We start from the raw sequence: 25,677 nt of genomic DNA, 5'->3' as shown, positions 1-25,677 counted from the left end.
CTCGCCCGCACCGACCGGGAAAAGCAAGCGGTGCGGACGGCCGTGGCCGCCCGCACCGCTCGGAGTGCTCCTGGGTCAGTGCGCGAAGTGGCGCGTCCCGGTGAAGTAGAGCGGCACACCGGCCGCCTCCGCCGCCGCGATGGTGTCGGCGTCCCGGACCGAACCGCCGGGCTGCACGATGGCGCGCACGCCGGCGTCCAGCAGCACCTGCGGACCGTCGGCGAACGGGAAGAACGCGTCGGACGCGACCACCGCGCCCTTGGCCCGGTCACCCGCCCGGGAGACCGCCAGGCGAGCCGAGTCGACCCGGTTCACCTGCCCCATGCCCACGCCGACCGTGGCCCCGGCGTCGGCCAGCAGGATCGCGTTCGACTTCACCGCGCGGCAGGCGCGCCAGGCGAACTCCAGGTCCGCCAGCGTGGCCTCGTCCGCCGCGGTGCCGGCCGCCAGCGTCCAGTTGGCCGGGTCGTCGCCCTCGGCGTCGATCGCGTCGGAGCCCTGCACCAGCATGCCGCCGGAGATCGCCCGCATCTCGATCCGGCCGCTCTTGGGCGGCTGCGCGGTCAGGATCCGGATGTTCTTCTTCTTGCTCAGCACGTCCACCGCGCCGTCGGCGTAGCCGGGCGCCACGATGACCTCGGTGAAGATCTCCGAGACCTGCTCGGCCATCGCCACCGAGACCTCGCGGTTCGTCGCGATCACGCCGCCGTAGGCGCTGACCGGGTCGCACTCGTGCGCCTTGCGGTGCGCCGCGGCGATGTCGTCGGCCACCGCGATGCCGCACGGGTTGGCGTGCTTGATGATGGCCACGCACGGCTCGCTGTGGTCGTGCGCCGCCCGCCAGGCCGCGTCGGCGTCGACGTAGTTGTTGTAGGACATCTCCTTGCCGTGCAGCTGGGCCGCGGCCGCGAGGCCGGTCGCCTCGCCGCCGGAGACGTACAGCGCGGCGGGCTGGTGCGGGTTCTCGCCGTAGCGCAGCGCGGAGCGGCGCTCCCAGGTCTCCCCGATCCAGCCGGGGAACACCGAGTCGTCGCCGGTCGGCACCTTGCTCATCCAGGACGCCACCGCGACGTCGTAGGAGGCGGTGTGCCGGAACGCGGCGGCCGCCAGCTCGACCCGGTCGGCCAGCGTGAAGCCGCCTTCCCGGACCTGCTCCAGCAGCCACTCGTAGCGGCTCGGGTCGACGACGACCGCGACGTTCGCGTGGTTCTTCGCCGAGGCGCGCACCATCGCCGGGCCGCCGATGTCGATCTGCTCGATCACCTCGTCCGGCGCGGCGCCCGAGGCCACCGTCTGCACGAACGGGTACAGGTTCACCACCAGCAGGTCGAACGGGGCGATGTCCAGCTCGCGGAGCTGGTCGGCGTGCTCCGGGCGGCGCAGGTCGGCGAGCAGCCCCGCGTGCACCCGCGGGTGCAGGGTCTTGACCCGGCCGTCGAGCGCCTCCGGGAAACCGGTGAGCTCCTCGACCGGGGTCACCGGGACGCCCGCGTCCGCGATGGTGCGGGCGGTGCCGCCGGTGGACACGATCTCCACGCCGGCGGCGTGCAGCCCGGTGGCCAGCTCCAGCAGCCCCGACTTGTCCGACACGCCGATCAGCGCGCGGCGAACAGCACGCCGCTCCTGCGAGTTCGCGGTCACGGGATACTCACCTTCCGTCCCTGCACGGTCCAACCGTGCAACGCCAGCTGTTCCAGGGTGTCGACCAGCAACCGCCGCTCGACGGCCTTGATCCGCTCGTGCAAGCTCGCCTCGTCGTCATCGGGGCGCACCTCGACCGCCTCCTGCGCGAGGATCGGTCCGGTGTCCACACCGGCGTCGACGACGAACAACGTGCAACCGGTGACCCGCACCCCGTACTCCAGCGCGTCGCGAACCCCGTGCATGCCGGGGAACGAGGGCAGCAGGGCCGGGTGGCTGTTGAGGTACCGGCCGTCGAAGCGCGACAGGAAGTCCGTGCCGACGAGCTTCATGAACCCGGCGGAGACCACCAGGTCCGGCTCGTGCTCGGCGCAGGCCTCGGTCAGCGCGCGATCCCAGTCGTCCCGGCTCGGGTGGTCCTTGACGCGGCGGACGAAGGTCGGCACTCTAGCGCGCTCGGCGCGGGCGAGTCCTTCGATGCCGTCTCGATCCGCGCCGACCGCGACCACCCGCACCGGGTAGTCGGGCGAGCCGGTCGCGTCGAGCAGGGCCTGCAGCAGAGTTCCGGAGCCGGACACCAGCACGACCACGCGCGCCGGATCGGCGGTGGTGAACCGGGTGGGCGACGCGGCTGTGTTCGACTGGTCGGTCGTACTCGGGTTCAGCGTTCGCTCCTGACATGCCTGGGCACGATCTCTCCCAGAGCGTAAGCGCTGATGGCGGGGCGGACGCGGCCAGGGCCCGGGCGAGTGGCGCAGCACTCACCGGGGCGGCACCATCTGCCCGAACCGTCCGGATCCGCCGGCGCGGGCGAGCCGGTGCTAGTCGTTCCGGGTCTCCGCCGAGGAGCGAGGTTCGCTCCAGGGCTCGTCGACGGCGCCGTCGAACTCGCTGGGGTCGATCTCCGACCGTGCGGGCCCGGGTGAGCTCGGGGCGATGGGTTCACGCGCGTGCGGGATCTCCGGGCCGGAGCCCTCCGGGTCGAGCGCATCGAGCTCGTCTTCGGCATCCGAAGTGGACTGATCGGCGCCGTCCGCTTCGGCCTGGGGCTCGACGGCGTTCACCTCCGGGGCGGCGGAGCCGGCTTCCGGCTCATCGGCGTCCGGCGCGGCGACGGCGTCCTCTGCGCTCTCGGCCTCGTCCGCCTGCGTGGTCGGCGATTCGTCGAGGACGACCGGGCCGGCGAACCAGGTGACGGCGGCCGCGGGCAGCGCGATCCAGCACATCGTCGCCGCGGCCAGCGCGAGCGGCCGCAGCGTCACCGGGCTGAACGGCCCACCGCCCAGCTCACCGCCCGCCACGTACGCGAGGACCAGCACACCCAGTGCCGCGACGCAGGCCGCCACGCCGACCGCCAGCAGTCGACGGGCCGCACCACCGGGGACTCGGCGGCACGCAAGACCGACGAGCGCACCGACCGCCAGCGGCAGGGCCAGGGCCACGGCCGACCAGCCGATCCCCGGCTGCGACGGCAGGACCGCGAGCAGCGGCAGGTCGGGCAGCGGTCCAGGACCGGGCGTGCCGTGCAGCGGCTGGACCGCCAGTCCGCCCAGCGAAAGGCCGGTACCGACGGCGAAGGCCCAGCCCGCCAGCACACCGTTCGGCAGGTAGAGCAGCGACAGGAGGGAGGTCCCGAACGCGTCACCGGCACCACCGGACCGCGACATCGAGGCGACCATGTCCGGCGCGGACGCGCAGATCCCGATCAGCAGCACCACGCCACCAGCGGTGAACGCGGCGGCGAGCGCGAGGAGGCCGATGCGCAGACCCGACCACACTCCGGCCTCGACCCGTTCCCAGACCAGGTAGATCAGCCCGCAGCGGTTCGCCACACCTGCCGCCGAGGCGGCGGTGGCGGTCAGGCCGCAGCTCAGGAAGGCGTCGACCGGGACAGCGCTGAACGGGCCCGTCAGCACGAGGGCGATGCTCGCGCCGACGAAGGCGTGCACCAGCCCCATGGTCGCGATGAGCGGCCAGGCCTGGTCGGGCCGCCGCAGCCTGGAGCGCCTGGCGACCCAGGCCGAGGCTGCCGCGATCAGCACCACCACGATCGCGGTCGGGAGCAGCGGGAGCACGCTCAGCGGCGCGCCCGCGATCGTCAGCGCCGACTGGTGCAGGGCGAGCCAGCCGGGGAGAGCGGCCAGCAACACCGCGACCGGGTTGAACGCGGCGCTGGTGGCCGTGGCCGTGATCAGCGCGATCAGCCCGGCCGACACCAGGTAGCCGCAGATCAGGACTGCGCAGGTCGCGCCGACGAGCAGCCACCAGCGGAGGCCGAGCCTGCGCTCGCGGTGGCCGTCGGCGATGGCGTGGGGGATCGACTCCAGCACGGACATGCCGCCGAATGTCGCACCACAATTCCGCCGAACGGGTCACACCACGCCGCTGAATCCACCCATCGGGCGACCTCGAACGTCTACTTAGGACGTTCTGGGGCCCGCTGCACCGGCTCCCCGGCCAAAAAGAACGCACGGGCGGCCTCGGGCCGCCCGTGCGTCAACGGAGCTTCAGCGATCAGAATCCCGGCGGGTTGAGCCCGGGGTGCGGCATCTGCTGGGTGCCCTGCGGGCCACCCTGCCCGGACTGGCCCCCTTGACCGGACGAGCCGTCCTGCCCGGTCGGCCCCTGGTTCGCGGAGCCGCCCTGCCCGGCAGGCGCTTGCCCCGCAGGACCTCCCTGCCCGGCGAAGCCGCCCTGACCAGCGGGACTGCCGGGCCCACCCGGGCCGGGCTGGCCGACGGGACCGGACTGGTTCGGGGCCGGGGAACCACCCGAGGACGGGTTCCACCCGCCCGGCTGCTGCGGCTGGCCACCGGTGGCCGGGCTCCAGCCACCGCTGGCCGGCGCGAACTGCCCGGGCTGCGCGGGCGGCGCGGCGGGGCTCCACCCGCCGGGACCACCGGGCTTGCCGGGGCCGCCCTGCGGGCCGGGCTGGAACGGGCCGGGCTGCCCGCCGGGACCGGATGAGGACTTGCCGGAACCGAGGCTCTCCGGGGCGTTGATGAGGCCACCGTCGATCAGCAGGATGCCGAGCACGCCGCCGAGCTGCGCGATGGCCAGCAGCAGGAGCACCACGACGATGCCGCCGGAGCTGCCGCCGACGAGGTCCTGGAGCAGCGCGAGGGTCGCGTAAGCGGACAGCGGCGCGGCGGCGAACATCGCGTTCGGCGTCTTCGGGACGAACCGCAGTCCCGCCAGCGCCGCGGCGGTGATGAAGGAGAAGCCGGCGAGGCTGCCGAGGAGCACACCGGCGATCTCGCTGAAGAAGCCGATCAGGTAACCGACCAGACCGGCCCCGGCCGCCACCAGTGCCAGGATCTCCTTCAAACCGAGCGCGGGACCGGCCGAGCTGGACTTCCGCGACGGGGGATATGGGGCGGACATGCCTGGAGACACTCCTCAATGGACATTCGGGGACGAGGGCCGTCGAACCGACGGTATCCGATCAACCGAGCCCGGTGTACCGGCAAGAGCCGCCACCCGCCCGGGTCGGGACAGTCGTCGGGGCCGGACACCCGCAGGTGTCCGGCCCCGAGATGACCGTTCGAGATCGGGCTCAGCCCTTGATGATCTCGCGCATCAGCTTGGCGGTCTCGCTCGGCGTCTTGCCGACCTTGACGCCTGCGGCCTCCAGGGCCTCCTTCTTCGCCGCGGCGGTGCCCGACGAACCGGAGACGATGGCGCCCGCGTGGCCCATGGTCTTGCCCTCCGGGGCGGTGAAACCGGCCACGTAGCCCACCACCGGCTTGGTGATGTTGGCCTTGATGTAGTCGGCCGCCCGCTCCTCGGCGTCGCCACCGATCTCACCGATCATGACGATGGCCTCGGTCTCCGGGTCGTCCTGGAACGCCTGGAGCGCGTCGATGTGGGTGGTGCCGATGATCGGGTCACCACCGATGCCGACGCAGCTGGAGAAACCGATGTCCCGCAGCTCGTGCATCATCTGGTAGGTCAGGGTGCCCGACTTGGACACCAGACCGATCTTGCCCGGGCCGGTGATGTCGGCCGGGATGATGCCCGCGTTGGACTTGCCGGGCGAGATGATGCCGGGGCAGTTCGGCCCGATGATCCGGGTCTTGTTGCCGGTGGCGTTGGCGTGCGCCCAGAAGTAGGCGGAGTCGTGCACCGGGATGCCCTCGGTGATGACCACGGCCAGGCCGATCTCGGCGTCGATGGCCTCCAGCACCGCGTCCTTGGCGAACTTCGGCGGCACGAAGACGACCGACACGTCAGCGCCGGTCTCCTTCATGGCCTCCTTGACGGAGCCGAAGACGGTGAGCTGCTTGCCCTCGATCTCGACGGTCTGCCCGGCCTTGCGGGCGTTGACGCCGCCGACGATGTTGGTGCCGGAGCGCAGCATCCGAGCGGTGTGCTTGGTGCCTTCAGAGCCGGTGATGCCCTGAACGATGACCTTGCTGTTCTCGTTGAGGAAGATAGCCACGCCTCATGCCCCCGCAGCCAGCTCGGCGGCCTTGTCGGCCGCGCCGTCCATGGTGTCCACCACGGTGACCACCGGGTGGTTGGCCTCGGCGAGGATGCGGCGCCCCTCTTCGACGTTGTTGCCGTCGAGGCGGACGACCAGCGGCTTGGTGGCCTCGTCGCCCAGGATCTTCAGCGCCTGCACGATGCCGTTGGCGACCGCGTCGCAGGCGGTGATGCCGCCGAAGACGTTGACGAACACCGACTTCACCTCGGGGTCGCCGAGGATGACGTCCAGACCGGCCGCCATCACCTCGGCGGAGGCACCGCCGCCGATGTCCAGGAAGTTCGCCGGCTTGACGCCGTTGTGCTTCTCCCCGGCGTAGGCGACGACGTCCAGCGTGGACATGACCAGCCCGGCACCGTTGCCGATGATGCCGACCTCGCCGTCAAGCTTGACGTAGTTGAGACCCTTCTCCTTGGCCTTGGCCTCGAGCGGGTTCTCGGCGTCCTTGTCGACCAGCTCGGACTGCGCGGGCTGGCGGAACGCGGCGTTCTCGTCCAGCGTGACCTTGCCGTCCAGCGCGATGATCTTGCCCTGCGGGTCCTTGACCAGCGGGTTGACCTCGACGAGGGTGGCGTCCTCGGCGACGAAGGTGTCCCAGAGCTGAACGATGACGTCAGCGACCTGGTCGGCGACCTCGGCCGGGAACTTGGCGGCGGCGACGATCTCCTCCGCCTTCGCCTTGTCCACGCCCTGGATCGGGTCGATCGCGACCTTGGCCAGCGCCTCCGGCTTGGAGACGGCGACCTCTTCGATCTCCATGCCGCCCTCGACGGAGGCCATCGCGAGGAAGTTGCGGTTGGCGCGGTCGAGGAGGAACGAGAAGTAGTACTCGTCGGCGATGTCGGAGGCGGTGGTGACCAGCACCTTGCGGGTGACGTGGCCCTTGATGTCCAGTCCGAGGATCGCCTCGGCCTTGGTCTCGGCCTCCTCCGGGGTCTCGGCCAGCTTCACGCCACCGGCCTTACCGCGACCCCCGGTCTTCACCTGAGCCTTGATTACGACGGGCCCGCCCAGTTCTGCAGCGGCTGCCTTGGCCCCTTGGGGTTCTGTCACCACGGTGCCGGGCAGCGTCGGCACGCCGTGGGAGGCGAAGAGTTCCTTCGCCTGGTACTCGTACAGGTCCACTCGACTCTCCTGCGACGTCGGTGTCGGACTCGGTGACGATATCGACCTGCGACGAAGCATGGGGCGGCGCGTCCGGTGAACTGCCTCACCTGAGGTGGGCCATCACGCCTGGTCGAGCCGTCCGGCGCGGTGATTCGCCTGCTCGGCAGGTCGAACGTGGACGTTCGTGGTGACGAACGGAACAGCGCACCGTGACGGTGTCGGTCCGATTCTGGGCCAGGCGTGGCGGGCCGGACAAGGCGTCGATTCGGGTGATCCGGCCGTCCGCGGACGCCCTCCGGTGCGGCCGTTCGCTCAGGACGCCTTGGTCCGGATGGCCGCCACGGCGGACACGAGCAGCGCCAGCACCCCGGCGATGCCGAACCACAGCCCGGTGCCGGGCTCCGAGCCCGGCAGGCGTTCCGCGGTCAGCGGGTACTCCAGCACTCGAACGGCGACGACCACGGCCGCCCCGCAGAGCAGCGCGGCAGCTCGCGGCGGGCGGCACATCGGCGCCAGGACCGCCGCGGCCACCACCGCGGCGAGCGCGATCAGCAGGCCCCACGACGTGGTGCCGAACTCGGCGAACACGCCGGGCGCCGCGTAGTCGGGCGCGGTCACCACCGGCAGGCTGAAAGCGGCGGCGCCCAGGACCAGCGAGACCAGTGCCGGGATCAGCACCGGGCGGCGCATCGCGATCTCGGTGAGGTCCACCTCGTCGCGCTCCACCGCTCCGGCCACCGCGGCGACGATCGCGGCCGCGACGGCGAACAGCACCGCCACTCCCGCCGACCACGCACCGATCTCGGCGTCCGCACCCGCGGCTTGCACGGCGGTGAACACCGCGTCCAGCACGCTCGTCGCCGCGAGCGGCACCAGGACCCAGACCACCGGCAGCAGCGGGCGCACCCGGAGCGCGAGACGCGGCGCCAGCAGGCCCGCACCGACCAGGAGCAGCACGATCCCGGCAGGCCACAGCATCCGCGCCGGGTACGGGGAGGGGTCGCGCAGGCCGAACGGCATCTCCACCTGCGGCGCGAGCGCGGCCAGCACGGTCAGCGCCCCGGCGACCAGGGCCAGCACCGCCGAGGTGGTGATCAACCTGTTCAGCGCGGGCAGGTGCAGGTCTTCGCCCACCTCGCCGGAGCGGGTTCGCCCGCCCGGCATCGCCAGCGCCACCAGCGCGAACGCCGCGATCAGCCCCAGCATCGGGCCCCAGGAGAAGCTGACCTCGGCGAGCACGGCCGCGGCGATCAGCGGCGGGACGACGACACCGGTCAGGGCGGCGGCCAGGCCGAGCAGCCCGCCGCGCGTGAAGTCCTGGTCGACGGATCCGGCCAGGTAGCCGGCGGCAGCGGGCACCCCGACGGCGATCAGCACGCTGCCGATCAGCACCGCCACCGGAGCGTCGAGGGCGTGCTTGGGCAGCAGGTACGGATCTTCGGAGGAGAACGGGGCCATCATCACGCCGACCACGGCGGGGACGCTGACGCAGAAGACGAGCGTGAGCAGGCGCTGGTGCTGCCCGTCGGATTCCTCGCCGCCGGGCCCGACGCTGCGCACTGCCAGGAAACCCGCGGCGATCGCCGCCACGTGGCCGGTGAGCAGCAGCCACGCGCCGATCGACGGGGAGAAGACGTCGAGGCTCGCCAGCTTGAGCAGTTCCGGGCGCGCGGCCAGCGCGGGATCGGCGAGGACTTGCGCGTCGAGCGCGAGCCGTCCAGGTGCGAGCGCCGCGGGCCCGATCAGCACCGCCGCAGCGGTGACCAGCCGCCCGCGACGGATGAAGACGGCGGCGAGCCCGGCCGGGAGCAGCGCGAGGACCAGCAGCAGCGGCCAGGACAAGAAGGCGGCTGATGCGCTGGGAGCGACTAGGCCGATCAGCGGCCCGAGGCCGGTGAGCACCGCGCCGACCACGGACACCACCATCGCGGCGCGCAGAAGCGTGGGCACTGGCTGCGGATTCGTGGCCGGAGCCGAAGAACCGCCGGACGGGAGGTCGGGCCGCGCAGTCACCGCGCAGACGCTAGCAACCCCGGGGCGGCACGAGCGCACCGACCAGGGCCTGTCAGGGGCATCCCCGAGGTCGACCGCCCGAACGGAGCATTGACGATCCTCATCAAGCCGCTCTTGAGCTGTGACTTATGTCACTCATGACCACGGCGGGGTCACTGAATCGAGGCACCCGAGGTCGAGCCGTGGACCGATCGGGCCGCCAGCCGCCGATCACGAACCCGCAGGCAGCTCCACTGCGCGACGACCACTCCCAGTATCCGCACGGGTCTGACACCCGCGCCCGAAGGCGCGCATTCGAACACGCACCGTGCCCAACACGTCACGTACGGGGATTTGCCCCTAGGGGATCAGCTTGGTTACTGTCCCCCGGTCCGTTGTCACGGTCTGATCACGAAGGACAACCTCCGACCGGTTCCCCGACCGGCACCCGGAACCCCGACCCGGGATGCGTGATCCGACTCCCCGAGACGGAAGGGCAGGCATTGGCTCAGCACCGCTCCCCCGGCGGCGAAGAACGTCCGGATCACCCGGAGGCGTCCCCCGACGACCCCTCCAGTAGTCCGGGCAAGAACCGGGGTCCCTCAACTGCATCCGTCTGGCGCGGCCGCGTGGTCGTGGCCGCGGTTGCCGCCGGTGCTTTCGCAGCCGCCGGGCAATCGCTCGCCGCAGGTGAGGGGCACGCAGCCCCGGACCAGCGCGACGACTTCAACCCCGCGGACGCCTCGGCCTCCTTCAACACGGCGATGGCCGAGCAGGCCACCTACGACGGAGTCGGCGGCAGCGCCCCCGCGCCGGCGATGATCCCGATCGCCCAGGCCACCGACGTCAGCGCCGAGGTCGAGAAGCTCAACAAGAGCGAACGGTTCACCCAGGAGCGCGAGGCGGCCCGCCGCGCCGCCGAGGAAGCGGCCCGGGCACCCAAGTTCGTCCTCCCCACCAGCGGCATCTTCACCTCCGGTTTCGGCGGGCGCTGGGGCACCACGCACTACGGCATCGACATCGCCAACTCCAAGGGCACCCCGATCTATTCCGTCGCGGACGGAACCGTGATCGAAGCGGGCCCGGCGAGCGGCTTCGGCCTCTGGGTCCGGGTGCAGCACGAGGACGGGACGATCACCGTCTACGGCCACGTCAACACCATCACGATCGACGAGGGCCAGAAGGTCAAGGCGGGCGACCAGATCGCCACCATGGGCAACCGCGGCTTCTCCACCGGACCGCACCTGCACTTCGAGGTGTGGAACTCCAGCGGCAAGAAGATCAACCCGCTGCCCTGGATGCAGGCCCGCGGCATCTCCCCGGCGTGACCAGGTGGCACCGGCGGCCGGTCATGACGACCGGCGCTGCCGGTGCCACTTCTGCATGAGCGCCGGGACCTCCTCGCGGAGGAACTCGAAGAACTCGCGCGTCTCGGCCAGCCGTTGCGCTGCCGCCGAGCTCTCCCCCAGCGCCGCCTGACCTTCGGCCAGCGTCCGGTCCCAATCGGCCAGCCGCGCCTCCCGGTTCGTGATGCTGGCGTACCAGAGGTCGTCGAGCACGCGGTACTCATCGCGCCGCTGTCCCGGGACGGGTTCTCGCGCGACCAGGTTCACCTGCGTCAGGTACCGGACCGCGCCGGAGACCGCGGCCGGGCTCACCTCCAGGACCTCCGCCAGCTCCGCCGCCGTGCGCCGCCCTTCGTCGGCGACCAGCAGGCTCGCGAACACCCGCGCTGCCATGCGCGGCACTCCGGCGCCGGCGAGGTCCAGCGCGAACCGCTCGACGAACTGCCGGACGGCGTCCGGATCACGCTGCTCGGACATGCCCTGCCTCTCCCCGTCCCGCCTCTCCGCGATTTTCAGCGGTGGTTGCGTTCAGGAGTGATCTCACGTGTCGGGGTTTCTTGTGGCTGGGTTGCATCACGGTCCCCTGAGGTGCGGTTGAGCAGGGCTGGGGTTGACACAGGAGTGTCATGCTCTGTCCCGCCTCTCCGCGATTTTCAGTGGTGGTTGCGTTCGGACGTGATCTTGCGTGTTGGGGTTTCTTGTGGCTGGGTTGCATCACGGTCCCCTGAGGTGCGGTTGAGCAGGGCTGGAGTTGATACAGGGGTGCCGCGCTCCGATCCTCACCTGCTTCCTCGGTCACGAGGACAATTTATACGGTACTTTGATTTCACAAATTTGTGAAACAAGTGTAGCTTCGAGTTCGTGTCCGAACAGATCCGGTTGACCGGTGCGCAACGAACTCTCCTCGGTCCGCTCTACGCGCGGGCGCTCGACAACCGCAGACCCGACCCGGTGCTCGGCGACGAGGCCGCAGATCGGCTGCTGGACCGCATCGACTTCGACTTCTCCAGCCTCAAACTCGGCTCCGGCAACCAGATGGCGATCATCCTGCGCGCCAAGGAGCTCGACGCCTGGGCCACCGACTTCCTCGCCGAACACCCCGACGCCGTGGTGCTGCACCTGGCCTGCGGCCTGGACAGCCGGGCCTTCCGGCTCGCGCTGCCCGACGGCGTGCTCTGGTACGACGTCGACATGCCCGACGTGATCGAGCTGCGGAACCGGCTGTACCCGGAGACCCCGGCGAACTACCGCACCATCGCGAGCTCGGCGACCGACCCGGAGTGGCTCGACGAGATCCCCACCGGCCGGCCGACGCTGGTCATCGCCGAGGGGCTCACCATGTACCTGACCGAGGCGGACGGGGTCGCCATGCTGCGGCGGCTCGTCGAACGCTTCGAGGCCGGCGAGATGATGTTCGACGCCGTGCTGCCGTGGACCGTCAAGGCCTCCAGCGCTTCGCGCTTCCTGCAGAGCACCGGCGCCGAGTTCCACTGGGCCATCGGCGACGTGCACGCGCTCGAACTCCGGGTGCCCGGTCTCCGGCTGCGGTGCGAGCGACCGGTGGTGGGCCTGTCGGACGCGGCGAGGATGCCCGCCGCGGAGCGGATCATCGCGAAGGCGATGACCGCCGTCCCGTCCCTGCGCGACTCCATGCGGCTGCTGCGCTTCAGCTTCGAGCACCAGCCCCGCGAGCAGGTCGAGCTCACCGGAGCCGAGGCGACCATGCTCGCCACGGTCTACCTGCGGGCGCTGGACAACCGGTCCGAACGGCCGATGCTCGGCGACCGCTGGGCCGACGACGCGGTGCAGCGCATCGACTTCGACTTCTCGAAGTTCAAGATGAGCTCCCGCAACACCGCCTCGGTGGCGATGCGCGCGCGCATCATCGACGAGTGGACCGAGGAAGCCCTGCGGCCCGGCACGACCGTGCTGCACCTCGGCTGCGGTCTGGACAGCCGGTTCGAGCGGATCGCGCCGCCGGAGGACGTCGAGTGGTACGACGTCGACCAGCCCGACGTGATCGCGCTCCGCGATCGGTTCTTCCCCGCGTCGCCGCACCGCCGCACCATCGGTTCCTCGGTCACCTCGCCCGAGCTGCTCGACGGGATCCGCGGCGACCAGCCGGTGCTGGTGGTCGCCGAAGGCCTCGTGATGTACCTGACCGAGCAGGACGGCCTGGACCTGCTGCGCCGGATCACCCGGCACTTCCCGAGCGGTGAGCTGATCTTCGACGCCTTCAGCACCTTCGGCGTTCGGCTGTCCAACCGGTTCAACCCCGCCGTGGTGCACGCCGGGGCCCGCCTGCACTGGGGAATCGACGACCCGAGAGACCTGGAGGCCAGCGTTCCCGGCCTGCGGCTGGTGAACGAGTGGGCGTTCACCGATGCGCCGGAGATCGATCGCTACCCCATGCCGATGCGGACTGCCATCCGCGCTTCCGGGCAGATCACCGCCGTTCGCCGCATGGGCCGGATGCTGCGCTACCGCTTCTGAACCGGCGGTGCCGGGCTCGGCGCAGGAGCTTCGGGACCCGTTTGCTCCTGCGCCGCGGTTCAGCAGGACACCGCCGCGGCCAGGAGCCGTTCGACGCCCGGCGCTTCGACCGGGTCGTGCCCGGCCTCCGGCAGCACGACCAGCTCCTTCGGGCCGGCGAGGCGGTCGAAGAACGATCGGCTCAGCTCCACCGGGGCCCAGGTGTCAGCGGCGGGGTGGGCCAGCACCACCTCGGCCGAACCCGTCCTGGTCGCGACGTCGTACGCGAGCATGCCGCCCGCGCTCGCACCCATCAGCAGCGGGGCGCTCGAAGTCGCCTCGGAGCGCAGGAAATCGGCGGCCACGCCCTGCCAGTCCGGGTAGCGGATGCGATGCCGCCTCGGCACCCGGGTGCGTCCGCATCCCGGCAGGTCCGGGACTGCCACCTGGAAGCTGCTGCTCAGGTTTTCGAGCGCGAAGGACTCGAAGCGACCACCAACCGCATCGCGGAGCGCGCTGGCGTCTCCATCGGCTCGGTGTACCAGTACTTCCCGAACAAGCGCGCCATCCTGCACGCGCTCGGCGAACAGCACCTCCAGCAGGTCGAAGCCGATCTGCTGGAGGTGCTGCACGACGTTGCGCAGATTCCTCCACAGTGGAGCGATGCGGTGCGCGCTCTGGTGACCGGCGCGCTCAACGCGCACGAGAAGCACTCCGGCATGCACAACCTGCTCTACGAGCACACGCCGCGAACAGTCGAAGGAGTCGCGCAAGTCCAACGGCTTTTCAGCCGACTGGCACCGGGCATCGCACGACAGCTCCGGCGATGCTCCCGACCCCGAGTTGACCGCTGTGCTGCTGGTGCACGGGATAGACGCTCAGCTCCACCGCGTGGTGCTGGCGCCCGGCGACGACCGCGCAGCATCCGAGCGAGCCGACGCCTTGATCGCGCTGTGGAGCGCGCTCCCTGCGGATCGAGCGCGTTCGAGTCCCTGAGGCGATCTCTTCGCACCGAGGCCGCGACTCGACGCCGCGAGCCCATCGGCCCGGCCAGCGGTCTTGCACCGTCCGTGGCACGGTTTGGCCGAGGAGGTCGGGGTGATGATCAACGGTGCGCACTTGTTGTTGTTCAGCCGGGACGCCGAGCGGGACCGGGCGTTCCTCCGGGACGTGCTCGGGTTCGAGTCCGTGGACGCCGGTGGCGGGTGGCTGATCTTCGGGCTGCCACCCGCCGAACTGGCCACCCACCCCACCGACGCGGCCCCCACCTGCGAGCTCTACCTGATGTGCGACGACCTCTCGGCGACCATCGGTGAGCTGCAGGACCAGGGCGTCGAGATCACCCGCACGGTCAGCAACGAGGGCTGGGGACTGCTCACCGCGTTCCGGCTGCCCAGCGGCGCGGAGATCGGGCTCTACGAGCCCAAGCACCCGCGCCCCGGCACGTAGGCCAGGCCGTGCGCACCCGGCTCGCCGCGGCGCTCGACGGGCAGCGCGGCCAGGACCTCGTGGTTCTCCAGATCGACCACGGACACCGTGGACGACACCACCGCGGAGACGTAGGCGCGGGCGCCGTCGGGTGAGGACGTGATGGTGAGCGGGAATTCGCCCACCTCGACCGCGCCCAGCAGTTCGCAGCTGCCCAGCTCGAAGATCAGCAACCGGCCCGGCCGCTGCCTGCCCAGGCCCGATCCGCCACCGGACATCCGCAGCTCACCGGCGAGCAGCAGGCCGGTGCCGGTGATGTGCACCGGCATCACCTGCCCCTCGGTCGGGAGGGTGCGCAGCAGCTCACCGGTCACCGCATCGATCACCAGGACGCCGTTCGGCGCGCTGCGGTGCCCGCCGAACGCGGCGTACGGGGTCGCGACGCAGACCCGGGTCCCGTCCGGGGAGACCGCGATGCCCTCGCTTCCCGGCACCGGCACGCGCTGCAGCAGCCGTCCGGTCTCCAGGTCCACGGCGGAGACGAACGGAGCTTCCTTGTTGCTCGCGTATCCGCGACGGCCGTCCGGGGTGATGGCGAACCAGTGCGGACCGGGCGCCTCGGTGTCGATGCGCCCGATCTGCGTGCGGGTGCGCGTGTCGAGCACGACCACGCCGCCGGGCCCGGCCGCGCCTTCCTCGACGCTGACGTAGAGCCGCCGGTGGGCACCGTCCAGCGCCAGGCCGTGCGGGCCGTGCTCCGGCGACAGGTCGATGACGTCGACGATCGCGCGCTCGTCCGGATCCACGACGACGAGCTCGGCGGCCCGGCCGCCGTTCTCGTGGTAGTAGCCCGATCGGTAGGTGATCGTGCAGTACAGCACCCGGTGCTCCGGGTCGAAGCACAGCTCGTGCGGTTCTGCGGGCAGCTCGACCGTGTCGAGGTGCCGGTGGGTCGTGGCGTCGAAGAAGCCGACCGCCGGGCCGCTCTGCGCGACCACTGCCAGCACGTCTCCTGAGCTCATGCGGCTCTTTCCAATCTCGTTCGGCGCGGGTGGCGTGCTCATCGGGCGAGCACCGGCGCACGCTGCGCGGGTGGGCGACACGTGCCGAGCGCGTGCCGCGACTGAAGCCGGCAGCCAGGCGGGAACCGGTCCTCCGGCCTGCTGCCGCGGTGCCCGCGTTCGCGAGCTCGTGTCCCACCTTCGACGCCGAACGCCACCGCCGCCATGGCGGAATCGGCACGGAATCCTTGCCCAGCGCGCAATAATGCCGGTGGCCCAGGCACCCACGCCGGGTGTGAGCTGTGTCGCGCAACGGAGTTCGCGGAATGTCCACGATGGATCTGAACCTGCTGGTGGCGCTGGACGCCCTGCTCCGCGAGCAGAGCGTGACGCGCGCGGCGGAGCGACTGCGGACCTCGCCCGCGGCGATGAGCCGCACCCTAGGCAGGATCCGCCGAATCCTGCGCGATCCGCTCCTGGTGCGCGCTGGACAGCGCATGGTGTTGACGCCGCGCGCCGTGGAACTCCGCGACGAGGTGCACGCGGTCGTCGAGCGGTCCCGAGCGCTGCTCACGCCCGGCGACCAGTTCGACCCGGCGACCCTGACCCGCACCTTCACCCTCCAGAGCAGCGACCTGCTCTCCAGCGCGCTGACTCACGCGCTGCTGGGACGGACCGCCGGCACGGCTCCCGGAATGGTGCTGAGGTTCGTTCCGGAGGCCGCCGAAGGCACCCCGGCGCTGCGCGACGGATCGGTGGACGTCGAGGTCGGCGTGCTCGACCACCTGGATCCCGAGGCCCGCACCGCGCCGCTGACGACCACGCGCCTGGTCGGCGCCGTCCGGCCGGAGCACCCGCTGGCCCGGGGCCAGGTCAGCCCGCAGAAGTTCGCCGCAGCGACGCACATCAGCGTGTCACGGCGGGGCCGGGCCCGAGGGCCCGTCGACGACCGGCTCGCCGAACTCGGGTTGGAGCGCCGGGTCGCGGTCGTGCTTCCGAGCCACACCACCGCACTGCTGCTCGCGCGCGACACCGATCTCGTCTGCTTGGCAACGGAATCCGCCGCTCGGCACGCGGGCCTGCGCACCTTCGAGGTGCCGCTCGACCTGCCGCCGCTGAGCATCGGCATGGCCTGGCACCCGCGCAACGACGTCGACGCCGCCCACCGCTGGCTGCTGGACCTGATCCGCGGAGCGGCAGCAGACCTCGGCTGAACCAAGCCGGACCGCGACCACCGGAGGAGTCAGATCTTGGTCAGCGGGACGCTGCCGATCAGCATGAGGCGCACCGTTCCGGCGGTGCCGAAGTCGATGGTCGCGGTCGCCCGCGGCCCCTCGCCCTCGGTGGACAGCACCGTGCCCAGGCCGTACTTGTCGTGGGTGACCCGGTCACCGGCCGCCAGCTTGATGGAGACGGTGTCCTTCCAGCCCTTCATGCCGGTGCTGCGCATGCCCCGGGCGGAGAGCCCGGCCTGCGCCGAGTCGGAGCCGGTGCGGTCGAACCCACCGCCGCGGCTGCCCCAGGTGCTGCGCACCTGCGGGGCGGCGCGCTCCGGTTCGATCCGGCGCCAGTGCAGCAGCTCCTCCGGGATCTCGGTGAGGAACCGGGACGCCGGATTCGTCATCGGCTGCCCCCACGCCGACCGCATCAGCGCGCGGGACAGGTACAGCCGCTGCCGGGCGCGGGTGATGCCCACGTAGGCCAGGCGCCGCTCCTCGGCCAGCTCGGCCGGTTCGCCCAGCGCCCGCATGTGCGGGAAGACCCCGTCCTCCCAGCCGGTGCAGAACACCACCGGGAACTCCAGCCCCTTCGCGGTGTGCAGGGTCATCAGGGTGACCACCCCGTCGCCCGACTCCGGCAGCGAATCCGCGTCGGCCACCAGCGAGACCCGTTCCAGGAACGCCGACAGCGAGTCGTCCGCGGGCAGTCCCAGCGCAGCCTCCTCGTCGTCCTCGGCGGCCGGGACCGCAGCGGTGACCACGGCCTCCGCCGACGGATCGGCTTCGCCCTCCGCCCCGGTCGCGGGCACCCCGGCGCGCGCTTCGATGAACTCGCGCGCCACCGTGACGAGCTCGGTCAGGTTCTCCACCCGCGTGGCGTCCTGCGGGTCGTCGCTGGCCTCCAGTTCGGCGCGGTAGCCGGTGCGCTCCAGCACCTGCTCCAGGATCTCCGCGACATCGGACTCCGCCGCCACCTGCTGCAGCTCGTCGAGCAGCGCCACGAAACCCGAGATCGCGTTGCGCGCCCGGGTGTTCAGCAGCGCGACCCGGCCGTCCGCAGCTGCGCGCAGTGCCTGGGCGAACGAGATCCGCTCCTGCTCCGCGTGCACCGCGACCACGGCCTCCGCCCGGTCCCCGATGCCGCGCTTGGGCACGTTGAGGATGCGGCGCAGGCTCACCGTGTCGTCCGGGTTGTCCAGCACCCGCAGGTAGGCCAGTGCGTCCCGGACCTCGCGGCGCTCGTAGAAGCGCACCCCGCCGACGACGCGGTAGGGCAGGCCGAGCCGGATGAACACCTCCTCGAACACTCGTGACTGGTTGTTGGTCCGGTAGAACACCGCGATGTCGTTGAACGTCGCGTCGCCCGAGTCGACCAGCCGGTCGATCTCGCCGGCCACGAAGGCCGCTTCGTCGTGCTCGTTGTCCCCGACGTAGCCGACGATCTGCTCGCCGTCGCCCGCGTTGCTCCACAACCGCTTGTCGCGGCGGTTCGGGTTGCGCCGGATCACCGCGTTGGCCGCGGACAGGATGGTCTGCGTGGAGCGGTAGTTCTGCTCCAGCAGGATCGTCCGGGCCGCCGGGTAGTCCCGCTCGAACTCCTCGATGTTGCGGATCGTCGCCCCGCGGAAGGCGTAGATCGACTGGTCGGCGTCACCCACCACGCACAGCTCGGCCGGTTCGACGCCGTCCTCGGTCGCCTCGGTGCCCACCAGTTCGCGGACCAGCACGTACTGCGCGTGGTTGGTGTCCTGGTACTCGTCCACCATCACGTGCCGGAACCGCCGCCGGTAGTGCTCCGCGACGTCCGGGTGGTTCTGCAGCAGCTCCACCGTCCGCATGATCAGGTCGTCGAAGTCCATGGAGTTGGACTCCACGAGCCGGCGCTGGTAGGCGGCGTAGACCTGGGCGACCTTGCGCTCCACGTCGTTGCCCGCCTGCTCGGCGGCGGTCTCCGGGGACAGCAGCTCGTTCTTCAGGTTCGAGATGTGCACCGCGAGCGTGCGGGCCGGGTAGCGCTTGGAGTCGAGGTCCTGCTCCCGCGCGATCATGGTGATCAGCCGCCGGGAGTCGTCGGCGTCGTAGATCGAGAAGTTCGACGACAGCCCCAGGACCTTGGCCTCGCGGCGCAGCACCCGCACGCACATCGAGTGGAACGTCGACACCCACATCACGTTGGCCCGGCGACCGACCAGGTCGGCGACGCGCTCCTTCATCTCGGCCGCGGCCTTGTTGGTGAAGGTGATCGCCATGATCTGGCCCGGGTGCGCCCCGCCCGCGAGCAGGTAGGCGATCCGGTTGGTCAGCACCCTGGTCTTGCCCGACCCGGCACCGGCCACGATCAGCAGCGGCGATCCGGTGTGCACCACCGCGTCGCGCTGCTGCGGGTTCAGGCCGGCAAGCAGGGCTTCCGGGTCCGTGCCGCGCCGCCCGGCGTGGCCGGGTTCGGCGGGTGACAACGGATCGTTGTTCCACTGGAGGTCGAGTGGGGTGCTCATCGCTCATCCACGTTACCGGCCGCCCCGGACAAAGCCCGAATCCCGTGGCACCGCGCCCTCCCACGGCCCGGGTCCCGCCCGGCGCGACTCCGCGGAGCGCGCTCCCGCGACGCCGCGGCCTGCGGCGGGCCCGGCCCACCGGCCCGGCCCCAGCCGACCGCCACCGACCCCCGGTGAAGCCCGCCCCACCGACCCCGACTTGCGCACAACGGACATAAAGATCAACAATGAGCACTCGACCCACCGCAGAGCATGCTGCCGCGTGCGCCTGTCCCGGCAACCGGCCGGACGCGAGCCGGACCCGTGAGCCCGACCACCGACGTCGACGTCGACGGAGGACAACTCCGGGAGCGGCTCAGGGACTCCCCCGATCCGCAGCGCGGCACCGGACGGGACGGTGGTTCCGATCCCACCCGACCCACTGCGGAATGAGCCGTGCATGGACCTGATCAACCAGATCGACATCGCGATCCGGGCGTTCATCGCATGGGCCGCGACGCTCAACCCGTGGTTCTGCGTGCTGGCCGCGCTCGTTCTGCTCGTGCTGGAAACCTCCCTCTTCATCGGTGTGCTCGTTCCCGGCGAGGCCACCCTGCTGCTGACCGTCGCCGTCCTCGGCACCAGCTGGGCGCCCGCCCTGTTCGCCGCCGCGGTGCTGGGCAACCTTCTCGGGTCGAGCGGCGGCTACTGGCTGGGCCGCCTGCTCGGCCCCGGCCTCCGCGGCACCTGGCTGGGGCGCAAGATCGGCGACCGCCGGTGGCGGACCGCCGAGCAGGTCGTCCAGGAGTCCGGCGGGCGGGCGTTGATCACGATGCGCTTCGTCGCGGTGGTGCACGCGGTCGTGCCTGCGGTGGTGGGCACCCTGCGGATGCCGTACCGCCGGTTCCTCGGACTGGTGGCGATCGCGGCGATGCTCTGGGCAGGCGTGCAGACGACCGTCGCGGTGCTGTTCGGCGAAGCAGCCCGCGCGGTCGGCTACGGCTGGACGATGATCGCGCTGACCACGGTGGCCGCCGTCGCCACGGGCGTTCTGGTGTTCCGCGGCGTTCGCCGGAACGCCGCGCAGCGGGCGGCGCCGGAACCGGTCGAGGGCTGCGCCGGGCGGAATGCGTTCTGATCTTCACGGGGTCCTCCGAACTCGTCGTGGGCGGTGGCGCGGAAAGCGGTGCGTCGATCTCCATGGACCCCAAGATCCGGGCAACCCAGCGCGGATTCCACCGAAATAACTCGAACAAGTGATCGATACACCGATTTGTTCACCCTGTGGGATGAGTGGTCCACCTCATCGCTGTGCGCAGGCGAGTTGTGGCACACTGGAGCCGTGCGAGCGCAGACTTACGAGTTTTTCTACGGGCCCGGGACTCCGGCGCCCGTAGTTGCGTGAGCTCGAAAACCACTACGAACGCCCCGGAGTCCCTACGGACCCGGGGCGTTTCGCGTTCCCGGGCCGGGACTTGGGGCCGGAGCTGGAGGACAACGCCCGATGAACGCCACAGTGGACGGTGACCAGCCGCAGGCCGAGCAGACCGCGGCGACCATCGACGACTTCCGCGGGGAGATCGACCACCTGGACGCCGAGATCCTGCGCCTGATCAAGCGCCGCGCCGAGGTCTCCCGCCAGATCGGTCAGGCCCGCATGGCCGCAGGCGGTCCGCGCATCGTCTACAACCGCGAGATGGACGTGCTCGCCCGCTACCGCGAACTCGGCCCGGAAGGCCGCGAACTCGCGATGATCCTGCTCCGCCTGGGCCGCGGCCGCCTGGGCCACTGACCCGCGGGCTTCAAGCCCCACACCGCACGGCTGTTCTGCAGCGAGCGGACCGCTCACCCGCGAACGCTCCGCTCGCTCCAGAGCCGCACCCCGGGCGAACCCCGGGCAACGGCGTGATCGGCGGGTGGGCGGCCGGACCGGCCGCCCACCCCGGCCGTCAGACGCCGTGGTCGGCCGCCAGGTCGCGTTTGTGCGTCTCCGGGGACCGCACCACCGCGATGACGGTGACCAGCGAGCACAGCGCGACGTAGATCGAGATCGGCACGGCGGAGCCGAAGCCCGCCAGCAGCGCGGTCGCGATGATCGGGGCCAGCGAGCCCGCCACGATCGACGCCAGCTGGTAGCCGATCGACGCTCCCGAGTACCGCACGCGGGTGCCGAAGAGCTCCGCGAAGTACGCGGCCTGCGGGCCGTACATCGCGCCGTGGAGCACCAGCCCGACCGTGGTGGCGAAGGTGATCATGAAGAACGACCTGGTGTCGAGCATCGTGAAGAACGCGAACGCCCAGACGCCGGTGCCGATCGCACCCACCAGGTACACCGGCCGCCGCCCGATCCGGTCCGACAGCGCACCCCACAGCGGAATGCTGATGAAGTGCACGACCGCGGCGATCAGCGACGCGTTCAGCGCCAGCCCGCGCGGCAGCTCCAGGAACACCGCGACGTAGGTGAGCACGAACGAGGTCAGCACGTAGTACACGACGTTCTCCGCGAACCGCGCACCCATCGCCGTGAGGACCTCGCGGCGGTACCGGCGGAGCACCTCCAGGATCGGCGGTTTGTCCGCCTCACCCCGCTCCGCGGCCTTGCTGGCCGCCTCCAGGAACACCGGAGACTCCGCGACCGCCAGCCGCACCCACAGGCCGATCAGCACCAGCACCCCGGACAGCAGGAAGGCGATCCGCCAGCCCCAGGCCAGGAAGGCCTCCTCGGTCTGCACCGCGGCCAGGACCGCCAGCACCGCGGTGCCCAGCAGGTTGCCCAGCGGCACGCCCGCCTGCGGCCACGACGCCCAGAAACCCCGGTGCCGCGCGGAACCGTGCTCGGAGACGATGAGCACCGCGCCGCCCCACTCGCCGCCGATCGCGAAGCCCTGCACCAGGCGCAGCACGGTCAGCAGCAGCGGGGCCGCCACGCCTGCCGCCTGGTACGTGGGCAGCAAGCCGATCAGGAACGTCGCGCCGCCCATCATGATCAGGCTCAGCACCAGCAGCTTCTTGCGGCCGAGCCGGTCGCCGTAGTGGCCGAACACCAGCCCGCCCAGCGGCCGCGCGATGAACCCGACCGCGTAGGTGATGAACGCCAGCATGGTGCCCACCAGCGGGTCGTGCGCCGGGAAGAACAGCTTGTTGAACACCAGCGCGGCGGCCGAGCCGTAGAGGAAGAAGTCGTACCACTCGACGGTGGTGCCGACCAGGCTCGCCACCACCACCCGCGCGGTGGACGACCTCTCCGGAGGTGACTGGGTGGTCATCGCGACGTCCTCTCTGCCGAACCGGGATCCAGAGCTCAGTTCGCGGTCCAGCCGCCGTCGATCGAGAACGAGGCGCCGCTGACCGACGCGGTGCCGGGGCCGCACAGCCAGATCGCGAGGGCGGCGACCTCGTCGGGTTCCACCAGGCGCTTCACCGGGGTCCGGGACAGCAGGACGTCCTCGACCACCTGGGCTTCGGGCACCCGGTGCAAGCGGGCCTGCTCGGCGACCTGGCGCTCCACCAGCGGGGTGCGGACGAATCCGGGGCACAGGCAGTTCGACGTCACGCCGTACGCCGCGCCTTCCAGCGCGATCGACTTGGACAGCCCCTCGATCGCGTGCTTGGCGGTGACGTAGGCGCTCTTGTACGGCGAGGCCCGCTTGCCGTGCACCGAGGAGATGTTGATGATGCGCCCCCAGCCGCGGCTGTACATGCCCGGCAGCGCGGCGCGCACGATGCGGAACGGCGACTCCACCATCACCCGCAGCATGCTGCTGAAGACCTCCGCCGGGAACTCGTGGACCGGCGCCACGTGCTGCATGCCCGCGTTGTTGACCACGATGTCGGCGCCGGCGCCGAGGTCCGCCGCGGCCTCCGCGTCGTCGAGGTCGACCACCATGGCCTCGGCCCCGATCTCGGTCGCGAGCGCCTGCACCTTGGCCGCGGCCCGGTCGACGGCGACGACTTCCGCCCCGGCGTCGGCCAACCGCCGGGCCACCGCCGCGCCGATCCCGCTGGCCGCTCCGGTGACCAAGGCCCGTTTGCCCGCCAGACCCGTGGCGGGCGCAGTGTCGGTTCGATCCGATCCGGTCGAGCGATCACCCATAGCCTTAAGAACCTAGGCGTGACTCGGGTCTCAATCCAGGGGGTGAGCACAAGCAATTCCGGGGCTGCCCGCGCGGCGCCGGGCGCGGAAGCCAGCACTTCAGGCCCCGCCTTCGGCACCCCCGACCGCGCCTCGCGAAGACCGCGCGCGGACCCGGAGGAGGACATTCAGGGATATCACCCATACCGGGCAGCACCGGGACAAGGCAGACTGTGCCCATGGTTGCTCTAGTGGCGTTCCTCGTGACACTCGCCGCAGTGCTCGCCGCCGCCGGGCACGCGGGTTATCTCGCGATGCTGACGTCTGCGGCGAAGAAGCGGGCCGGCGGCCAGCCCGCCGCCGACTTCGCCAAGAAGCGGCTCCCCATCGCCGGGGCCGGCCTGGGCGTGACGCTGCTGGCGTTCCTGATCGCCGCGGGCGGCGGCTTCGGCGCGGACATCTTCGCGATGATCCTGGGTGCGGGCGGCGGCTTCGGCTCGCTCAAGGCGCTCCAGACCACGCAGAGCCGGTTCCGCAACGGCCAGTACTGATCGACGGCGCGAAGTTGGGCCGTTCGGGTCAGATCGAACCTCCGAACGGCCCGCGTCGATCACTCGCCGCACACGCACGACCCCGCTCCGGAGTTTTCCCAGCTGCACCGTAGGCTGTGACCATGACCACTCCGGCGGGCTCGGCTGCGGGGTTCCAACGCGCCCTCGTGGTCACCGCGCACCCCGACGACGTCGACTTCGGCGCCGCGGGCACCGTGGCCACCTGGACCGCCGCCGGCGTGGAGGTCGGCTACTGCATCTGCACCTCGGGTGACGCGGGCGGGTTCGACGACACCCCGCGCGAGGACGTGCCCCGCTTGCGGCAGGACGAGCAGCGGGCCGCCGCGGCCGCCGTCGGCGTCACCGACGTGCGCTTCCTCGGCTACCAGGACGGCCAGGTCGTCGCGGACCTCGGCCTGCGCCGGGACATCGCGAAGGTGATCCGCGAGTTCCGCCCGAACCGGGTGATCACGCACTCCCCGGAGATCAACTGGGCGCACCTGCCGGTGTCGCACCCGGACCACCGCGCGGTCGGCGAGGCCGCGCTGGCCGCCGTCTACCCGGACGCCCGCAACGCCTTCGCCTTCCCCGAGCTGCTCGAAGCCGGGCTCGAGCCGTGGACCGTCGACCAGCTGTGGCTGTCGGAATCCCCCGAGGACCGGGTCAACCACGCGGTCGACATCACCGACCGCTTCGAGGCCAAGCTCGCCGCGCTCGCCGCGCACCGCTCGCAGACCGCACACCTCGCCGACCTGGCGGGCATGATCAGGCGACACCTGACCCGCACCGCCGAGCGGCACGGCATGCCCGGCCGGTTGGCCGAGGCCTTCCACGTAGTCGACACGGCGTGACGCAGGAAGTCGAGGCCTCCGATGCACAGCGGCAGAACCCTCGGCTGGAGCGGTCAGCTCGACTGGCCGCCGGCCCCGGAACGCGGCAGGCACCGCCGGACCGGATCGGCGATCGACTGGACGCCCGCGGTCCCGCGCGCGCTCGCCGCGACCGATCCGCTGGTGGACACCGCGCCGGTCGGCGGCCTGCACAAGTTCGACCTGGGCATGGTGCCCGCCTCGGTGACGCCGCCGCGCAGCTGGCGGCAGGCGGCGTGGTTCGCGATCGCCTCGTCGGCGGCGGCGCTGGGCGGGCTGGTGCTGGTCACCTCGATGCTGTCCGGCACCACGCGGATCGACGGCATGGACCTGCCGACCGGCCCCATCCCGCGCGGTGGGGAGTACCCGCCGCTGCTGCCGGACGACGAGCGGGATCGCTACTTCCTCACCGGTGATCCGACGCGGCCCGAGGCGGTGCGCCCGATCGGCTCGGTGCACCCGCCACCTCCGTCCGACGCGGTCGGCCCGCACCCGGCCCCCGGAACGGCCACCACGCCCAGGCCGACCGGGTCGGCCAGCCCGGCACCGACGACCACGCGCCCCCGGACCACCGAGATGCCGCAGCTGCTGTCGTTCACCGACACCGAGGGGATGAAGCAGCGCAGCGACGACTACTACGCCGCGATCGGGCGCGGGGACCTGCGCTCCGCGTACGCGCTGACCACCGGGCGCCTGGAGGAGGAGGGCTACGAGGCCTTCGCCGCCAGGTACTCCGGCGCCGAGTCGATCCGGGTCGTCGACGTCTACGTCACCCCGACCAGCACCGTGCACACGCTGCGGGTGACCGATCCGGACGGCTCGGTGCGGACCCAGCGGCGCGAGTTGCGCTACGCGCGGGGCGCGCAGCCGTTGATCAACTCGGACGAGCGGCTCGGCTGACGAAATCCGGTCACGGATGGTGCTCGCCATTGCTCCGTTCGGGGACAGCACGCGGCCCCTTCCGGTGAACTCGGCAGAACCCCTTCCGGCCCGGGGGTGCGCCGGGGTACGTGTTCAC

The 25,677-nt window shown here is 71.4% G+C and carries 21 protein-coding genes and 1 pseudogene; 10 read left to right on the top strand and 12 right to left on the bottom strand.

Annotation, left to right across the window (positions count from 1 at the left end):
- Positions 1 to 75: 75 nt before the first annotated feature.
- The 7 genes from purH to OU416_RS25355 form a co-directional block, all read right to left on the bottom strand.
- On the bottom strand, positions 76 to 1,641 hold the full coding sequence (gene purH, locus OU416_RS25385) for a bifunctional phosphoribosylaminoimidazolecarboxamide formyltransferase/IMP cyclohydrolase (RefSeq protein ID WP_270929514.1): 1,566 nt from the start codon (positions 1,639 to 1,641) through the stop codon (positions 76 to 78).
- A complete protein-coding gene (gene purN, locus OU416_RS25380; RefSeq protein WP_270929513.1) occupies positions 1,638 to 2,231 on the bottom strand; it encodes a phosphoribosylglycinamide formyltransferase in 594 nt (197 codons plus the stop codon). The genes purH and purN overlap by 4 nt, the downstream gene beginning before the upstream one ends.
- A 231-nt stretch (positions 2,232 to 2,462) precedes the next feature.
- The gene (locus tag OU416_RS25375; RefSeq protein ID WP_270929512.1) at positions 2,463 to 3,977 is read right to left on the bottom strand and encodes a cell division protein PerM; all 1,515 of its coding nucleotides are present in this window, start codon (positions 3,975 to 3,977) and stop codon (positions 2,463 to 2,465) included.
- 178 nt (positions 3,978 to 4,155) lie between these two features.
- Entirely contained in the window at positions 4,156 to 5,025 is an 870-nt protein-coding gene (locus OU416_RS25370; RefSeq protein ID WP_270929511.1) for a DUF5336 domain-containing protein, read from the bottom strand.
- A gap of 172 nt (positions 5,026 to 5,197) precedes the next feature.
- Positions 5,198 to 6,082 (bottom strand): succinate--CoA ligase subunit alpha, encoded by an 885-nt coding sequence (gene sucD / locus OU416_RS25365; protein ID WP_093155036.1) that lies wholly within the window; start codon positions 6,080 to 6,082, stop codon positions 5,198 to 5,200.
- Positions 6,083 to 6,085: 3 nt separating this feature from the next.
- Positions 6,086 to 7,252, bottom strand: a complete 1,167-nt coding sequence (gene sucC / locus OU416_RS25360) for an ADP-forming succinate--CoA ligase subunit beta (protein WP_270929510.1) — start codon at positions 7,250 to 7,252, stop codon at positions 6,086 to 6,088.
- A 294-nt stretch (positions 7,253 to 7,546) separates the two neighbouring features.
- Positions 7,547 to 9,184, bottom strand: a complete 1,638-nt coding sequence (locus tag OU416_RS25355) for a hypothetical protein (protein WP_270929509.1) — start codon at positions 9,182 to 9,184, stop codon at positions 7,547 to 7,549.
- A gap of 671 nt (positions 9,185 to 9,855) precedes the next feature.
- Between OU416_RS25355 and OU416_RS25350 the strand changes: the two genes are divergently transcribed.
- On the top strand, positions 9,856 to 10,554 hold the full coding sequence (locus OU416_RS25350; protein ID WP_270929508.1) for a M23 family metallopeptidase: 699 nt from the start codon (positions 9,856 to 9,858) through the stop codon (positions 10,552 to 10,554).
- Between the two features lie 21 nt (positions 10,555 to 10,575).
- Here the strand turns inward: OU416_RS25350 and OU416_RS25345 are convergent, their stop codons facing one another.
- Positions 10,576 to 11,049, bottom strand: coding sequence for a GbsR/MarR family transcriptional regulator (locus tag OU416_RS25345; RefSeq protein ID WP_270929507.1), 474 nt, complete (start codon positions 11,047 to 11,049; stop codon positions 10,576 to 10,578).
- Positions 11,050 to 11,433: 384 nt separating this feature from the next.
- On the opposite strand from OU416_RS25345, the gene OU416_RS25340 reads away from it, so the two are divergent.
- The 3 genes and pseudogenes from OU416_RS25340 to OU416_RS25330 all read left to right on the top strand — a co-directional run bounded on the left by OU416_RS25340 (position 11,434) and on the right by OU416_RS25330 (position 14,493).
- Positions 11,434 to 13,065, top strand: a complete 1,632-nt coding sequence (locus tag OU416_RS25340; protein WP_270929506.1) for a class I SAM-dependent methyltransferase — start codon at positions 11,434 to 11,436, stop codon at positions 13,063 to 13,065.
- Between the two features lie 371 nt (positions 13,066 to 13,436).
- A pseudogene (locus OU416_RS25335) lies at positions 13,437 to 13,565 on the top strand (TetR/AcrR family transcriptional regulator); the annotation flags it as partial.
- 580 nt (positions 13,566 to 14,145) lie between these two features.
- Positions 14,146 to 14,493 (top strand): VOC family protein, encoded by a 348-nt coding sequence (locus OU416_RS25330; RefSeq protein WP_270929543.1) that lies wholly within the window; start codon positions 14,146 to 14,148, stop codon positions 14,491 to 14,493.
- Here OU416_RS25330 and OU416_RS25325 read toward each other — a convergent pair.
- On the bottom strand, positions 14,460 to 15,494 hold the full coding sequence (locus tag OU416_RS25325) for a YncE family protein (protein WP_270929505.1): 1,035 nt from the start codon (positions 15,492 to 15,494) through the stop codon (positions 14,460 to 14,462). The two genes, OU416_RS25330 and OU416_RS25325, sit on opposite strands and share 34 nt — an antisense overlap.
- Before the next feature lie 314 nt (positions 15,495 to 15,808).
- Here OU416_RS25325 and OU416_RS25320 point away from each other — a divergent pair, with 314 nt between their 5' ends.
- Positions 15,809 to 16,687: a LysR family transcriptional regulator gene (locus OU416_RS25320; protein ID WP_270929542.1), complete on the top strand. Its 879-nt coding sequence runs from the start codon at positions 15,809 to 15,811 to the stop codon at positions 16,685 to 16,687.
- A 29-nt stretch (positions 16,688 to 16,716) separates the two neighbouring features.
- Here the strand turns inward: OU416_RS25320 and OU416_RS25315 are convergent, their stop codons facing one another.
- The gene (locus OU416_RS25315; RefSeq protein WP_270929504.1) at positions 16,717 to 19,188 is read right to left on the bottom strand and encodes a UvrD-helicase domain-containing protein; all 2,472 of its coding nucleotides are present in this window, start codon (positions 19,186 to 19,188) and stop codon (positions 16,717 to 16,719) included.
- Positions 19,189 to 19,627: 439 nt separating this feature from the next.
- Here OU416_RS25315 and OU416_RS25310 point away from each other — a divergent pair, with 439 nt between their 5' ends.
- Positions 19,628 to 20,305 carry a DedA family protein gene (locus tag OU416_RS25310; protein WP_270929503.1) on the top strand — a complete coding sequence of 226 codons (678 nt, stop codon included), beginning with the start codon at positions 19,628 to 19,630 and terminating at the stop codon, positions 20,303 to 20,305.
- A 366-nt stretch (positions 20,306 to 20,671) separates the two neighbouring features.
- Complete coding sequence (locus OU416_RS25305; RefSeq protein ID WP_093155052.1) at positions 20,672 to 20,959, top strand: chorismate mutase; 288 nt, start codon at positions 20,672 to 20,674, stop codon at positions 20,957 to 20,959.
- Between the two features lie 157 nt (positions 20,960 to 21,116).
- Here OU416_RS25305 and OU416_RS25300 read toward each other — a convergent pair whose 3' ends face one another.
- Together OU416_RS25300 and OU416_RS25295 are read right to left on the bottom strand one after the other, a co-directional pair.
- Positions 21,117 to 22,433, bottom strand: coding sequence for an MFS transporter (locus OU416_RS25300; protein WP_270929502.1), 1,317 nt, complete (start codon positions 22,431 to 22,433; stop codon positions 21,117 to 21,119).
- Positions 22,434 to 22,468: 35 nt separating this feature from the next.
- Complete coding sequence (locus tag OU416_RS25295; protein WP_270929501.1) at positions 22,469 to 23,260, bottom strand: 3-hydroxybutyrate dehydrogenase; 792 nt, start codon at positions 23,258 to 23,260, stop codon at positions 22,469 to 22,471.
- 218 nt (positions 23,261 to 23,478) lie between these two features.
- On the opposite strand from OU416_RS25295, the gene OU416_RS25290 reads away from it, so the two are divergent.
- The 3 genes from OU416_RS25290 to OU416_RS25280 all read left to right on the top strand — a co-directional run bounded on the left by OU416_RS25290 (position 23,479) and on the right by OU416_RS25280 (position 25,559).
- A complete protein-coding gene (locus OU416_RS25290; RefSeq protein ID WP_270929500.1) occupies positions 23,479 to 23,790 on the top strand; it encodes a hypothetical protein in 312 nt (103 codons plus the stop codon).
- 122 nt (positions 23,791 to 23,912) lie between these two features.
- The gene (locus OU416_RS25285; protein WP_270929499.1) at positions 23,913 to 24,641 is read left to right on the top strand and encodes a PIG-L deacetylase family protein; all 729 of its coding nucleotides are present in this window, start codon (positions 23,913 to 23,915) and stop codon (positions 24,639 to 24,641) included.
- Between the two features lie 21 nt (positions 24,642 to 24,662).
- Positions 24,663 to 25,559 (top strand): hypothetical protein, encoded by an 897-nt coding sequence (locus tag OU416_RS25280; protein WP_270929498.1) that lies wholly within the window; start codon positions 24,663 to 24,665, stop codon positions 25,557 to 25,559.
- Positions 25,560 to 25,677: the final 118 nt, after the last annotated feature.

Origin of the sequence: Saccharopolyspora indica (assembly GCF_027853965.1) — a bacterium.
GTDB classification, from domain to species: Bacteria; Actinomycetota; Actinomycetes; order Mycobacteriales; family Pseudonocardiaceae; genus Saccharopolyspora; species Saccharopolyspora indica.
The sequence above is the reverse complement of the archived record's forward strand: the minus strand, read 5'-3'. Positions and strand labels throughout refer to the sequence as shown.

Excerpts from the sequence above, each read along its gene's own strand:
- OU416_RS25375 (WP_270929512.1), bottom strand. The coding sequence starts at position 3,977 with ATGTCCGTGCTGGAGTCGATCCCCCACGCCATCGCCGACGGCCACCGC.
- OU416_RS25370 (WP_270929511.1), bottom strand. The coding sequence starts at position 5,025 with ATGTCCGCCCCATATCCCCCGTCGCGGAAGTCCAGCTCGGCCGGTCCC.
- OU416_RS25345 (WP_270929507.1), bottom strand. The coding sequence starts at position 11,049 with ATGTCCGAGCAGCGTGATCCGGACGCCGTCCGGCAGTTCGTCGAGCGG.
- OU416_RS25330 (WP_270929543.1), top strand. The coding sequence starts at position 14,146 with ATGATCAACGGTGCGCACTTGTTGTTGTTCAGCCGGGACGCCGAGCGG.
- OU416_RS25325 (WP_270929505.1), bottom strand. The coding sequence starts at position 15,494 with ATGAGCTCAGGAGACGTGCTGGCAGTGGTCGCGCAGAGCGGCCCGGCG.
- OU416_RS25320 (WP_270929542.1), top strand. The coding sequence starts at position 15,809 with ATGGATCTGAACCTGCTGGTGGCGCTGGACGCCCTGCTCCGCGAGCAG.
- OU416_RS25315 (WP_270929504.1), bottom strand. The coding sequence starts at position 19,188 with ATGAGCACCCCACTCGACCTCCAGTGGAACAACGATCCGTTGTCACCC.
- OU416_RS25310 (WP_270929503.1), top strand. The coding sequence starts at position 19,628 with ATGGACCTGATCAACCAGATCGACATCGCGATCCGGGCGTTCATCGCA.
- OU416_RS25305 (WP_093155052.1), top strand. The coding sequence starts at position 20,672 with ATGAACGCCACAGTGGACGGTGACCAGCCGCAGGCCGAGCAGACCGCG.
- OU416_RS25300 (WP_270929502.1), bottom strand. The coding sequence starts at position 22,433 with ATGACCACCCAGTCACCTCCGGAGAGGTCGTCCACCGCGCGGGTGGTG.
- OU416_RS25295 (WP_270929501.1), bottom strand. The coding sequence starts at position 23,260 with ATGGGTGATCGCTCGACCGGATCGGATCGAACCGACACTGCGCCCGCC.
- OU416_RS25290 (WP_270929500.1), top strand. The coding sequence starts at position 23,479 with ATGGTTGCTCTAGTGGCGTTCCTCGTGACACTCGCCGCAGTGCTCGCC.
- OU416_RS25285 (WP_270929499.1), top strand. The coding sequence starts at position 23,913 with ATGACCACTCCGGCGGGCTCGGCTGCGGGGTTCCAACGCGCCCTCGTG.
- OU416_RS25280 (WP_270929498.1), top strand. The coding sequence starts at position 24,663 with ATGCACAGCGGCAGAACCCTCGGCTGGAGCGGTCAGCTCGACTGGCCG.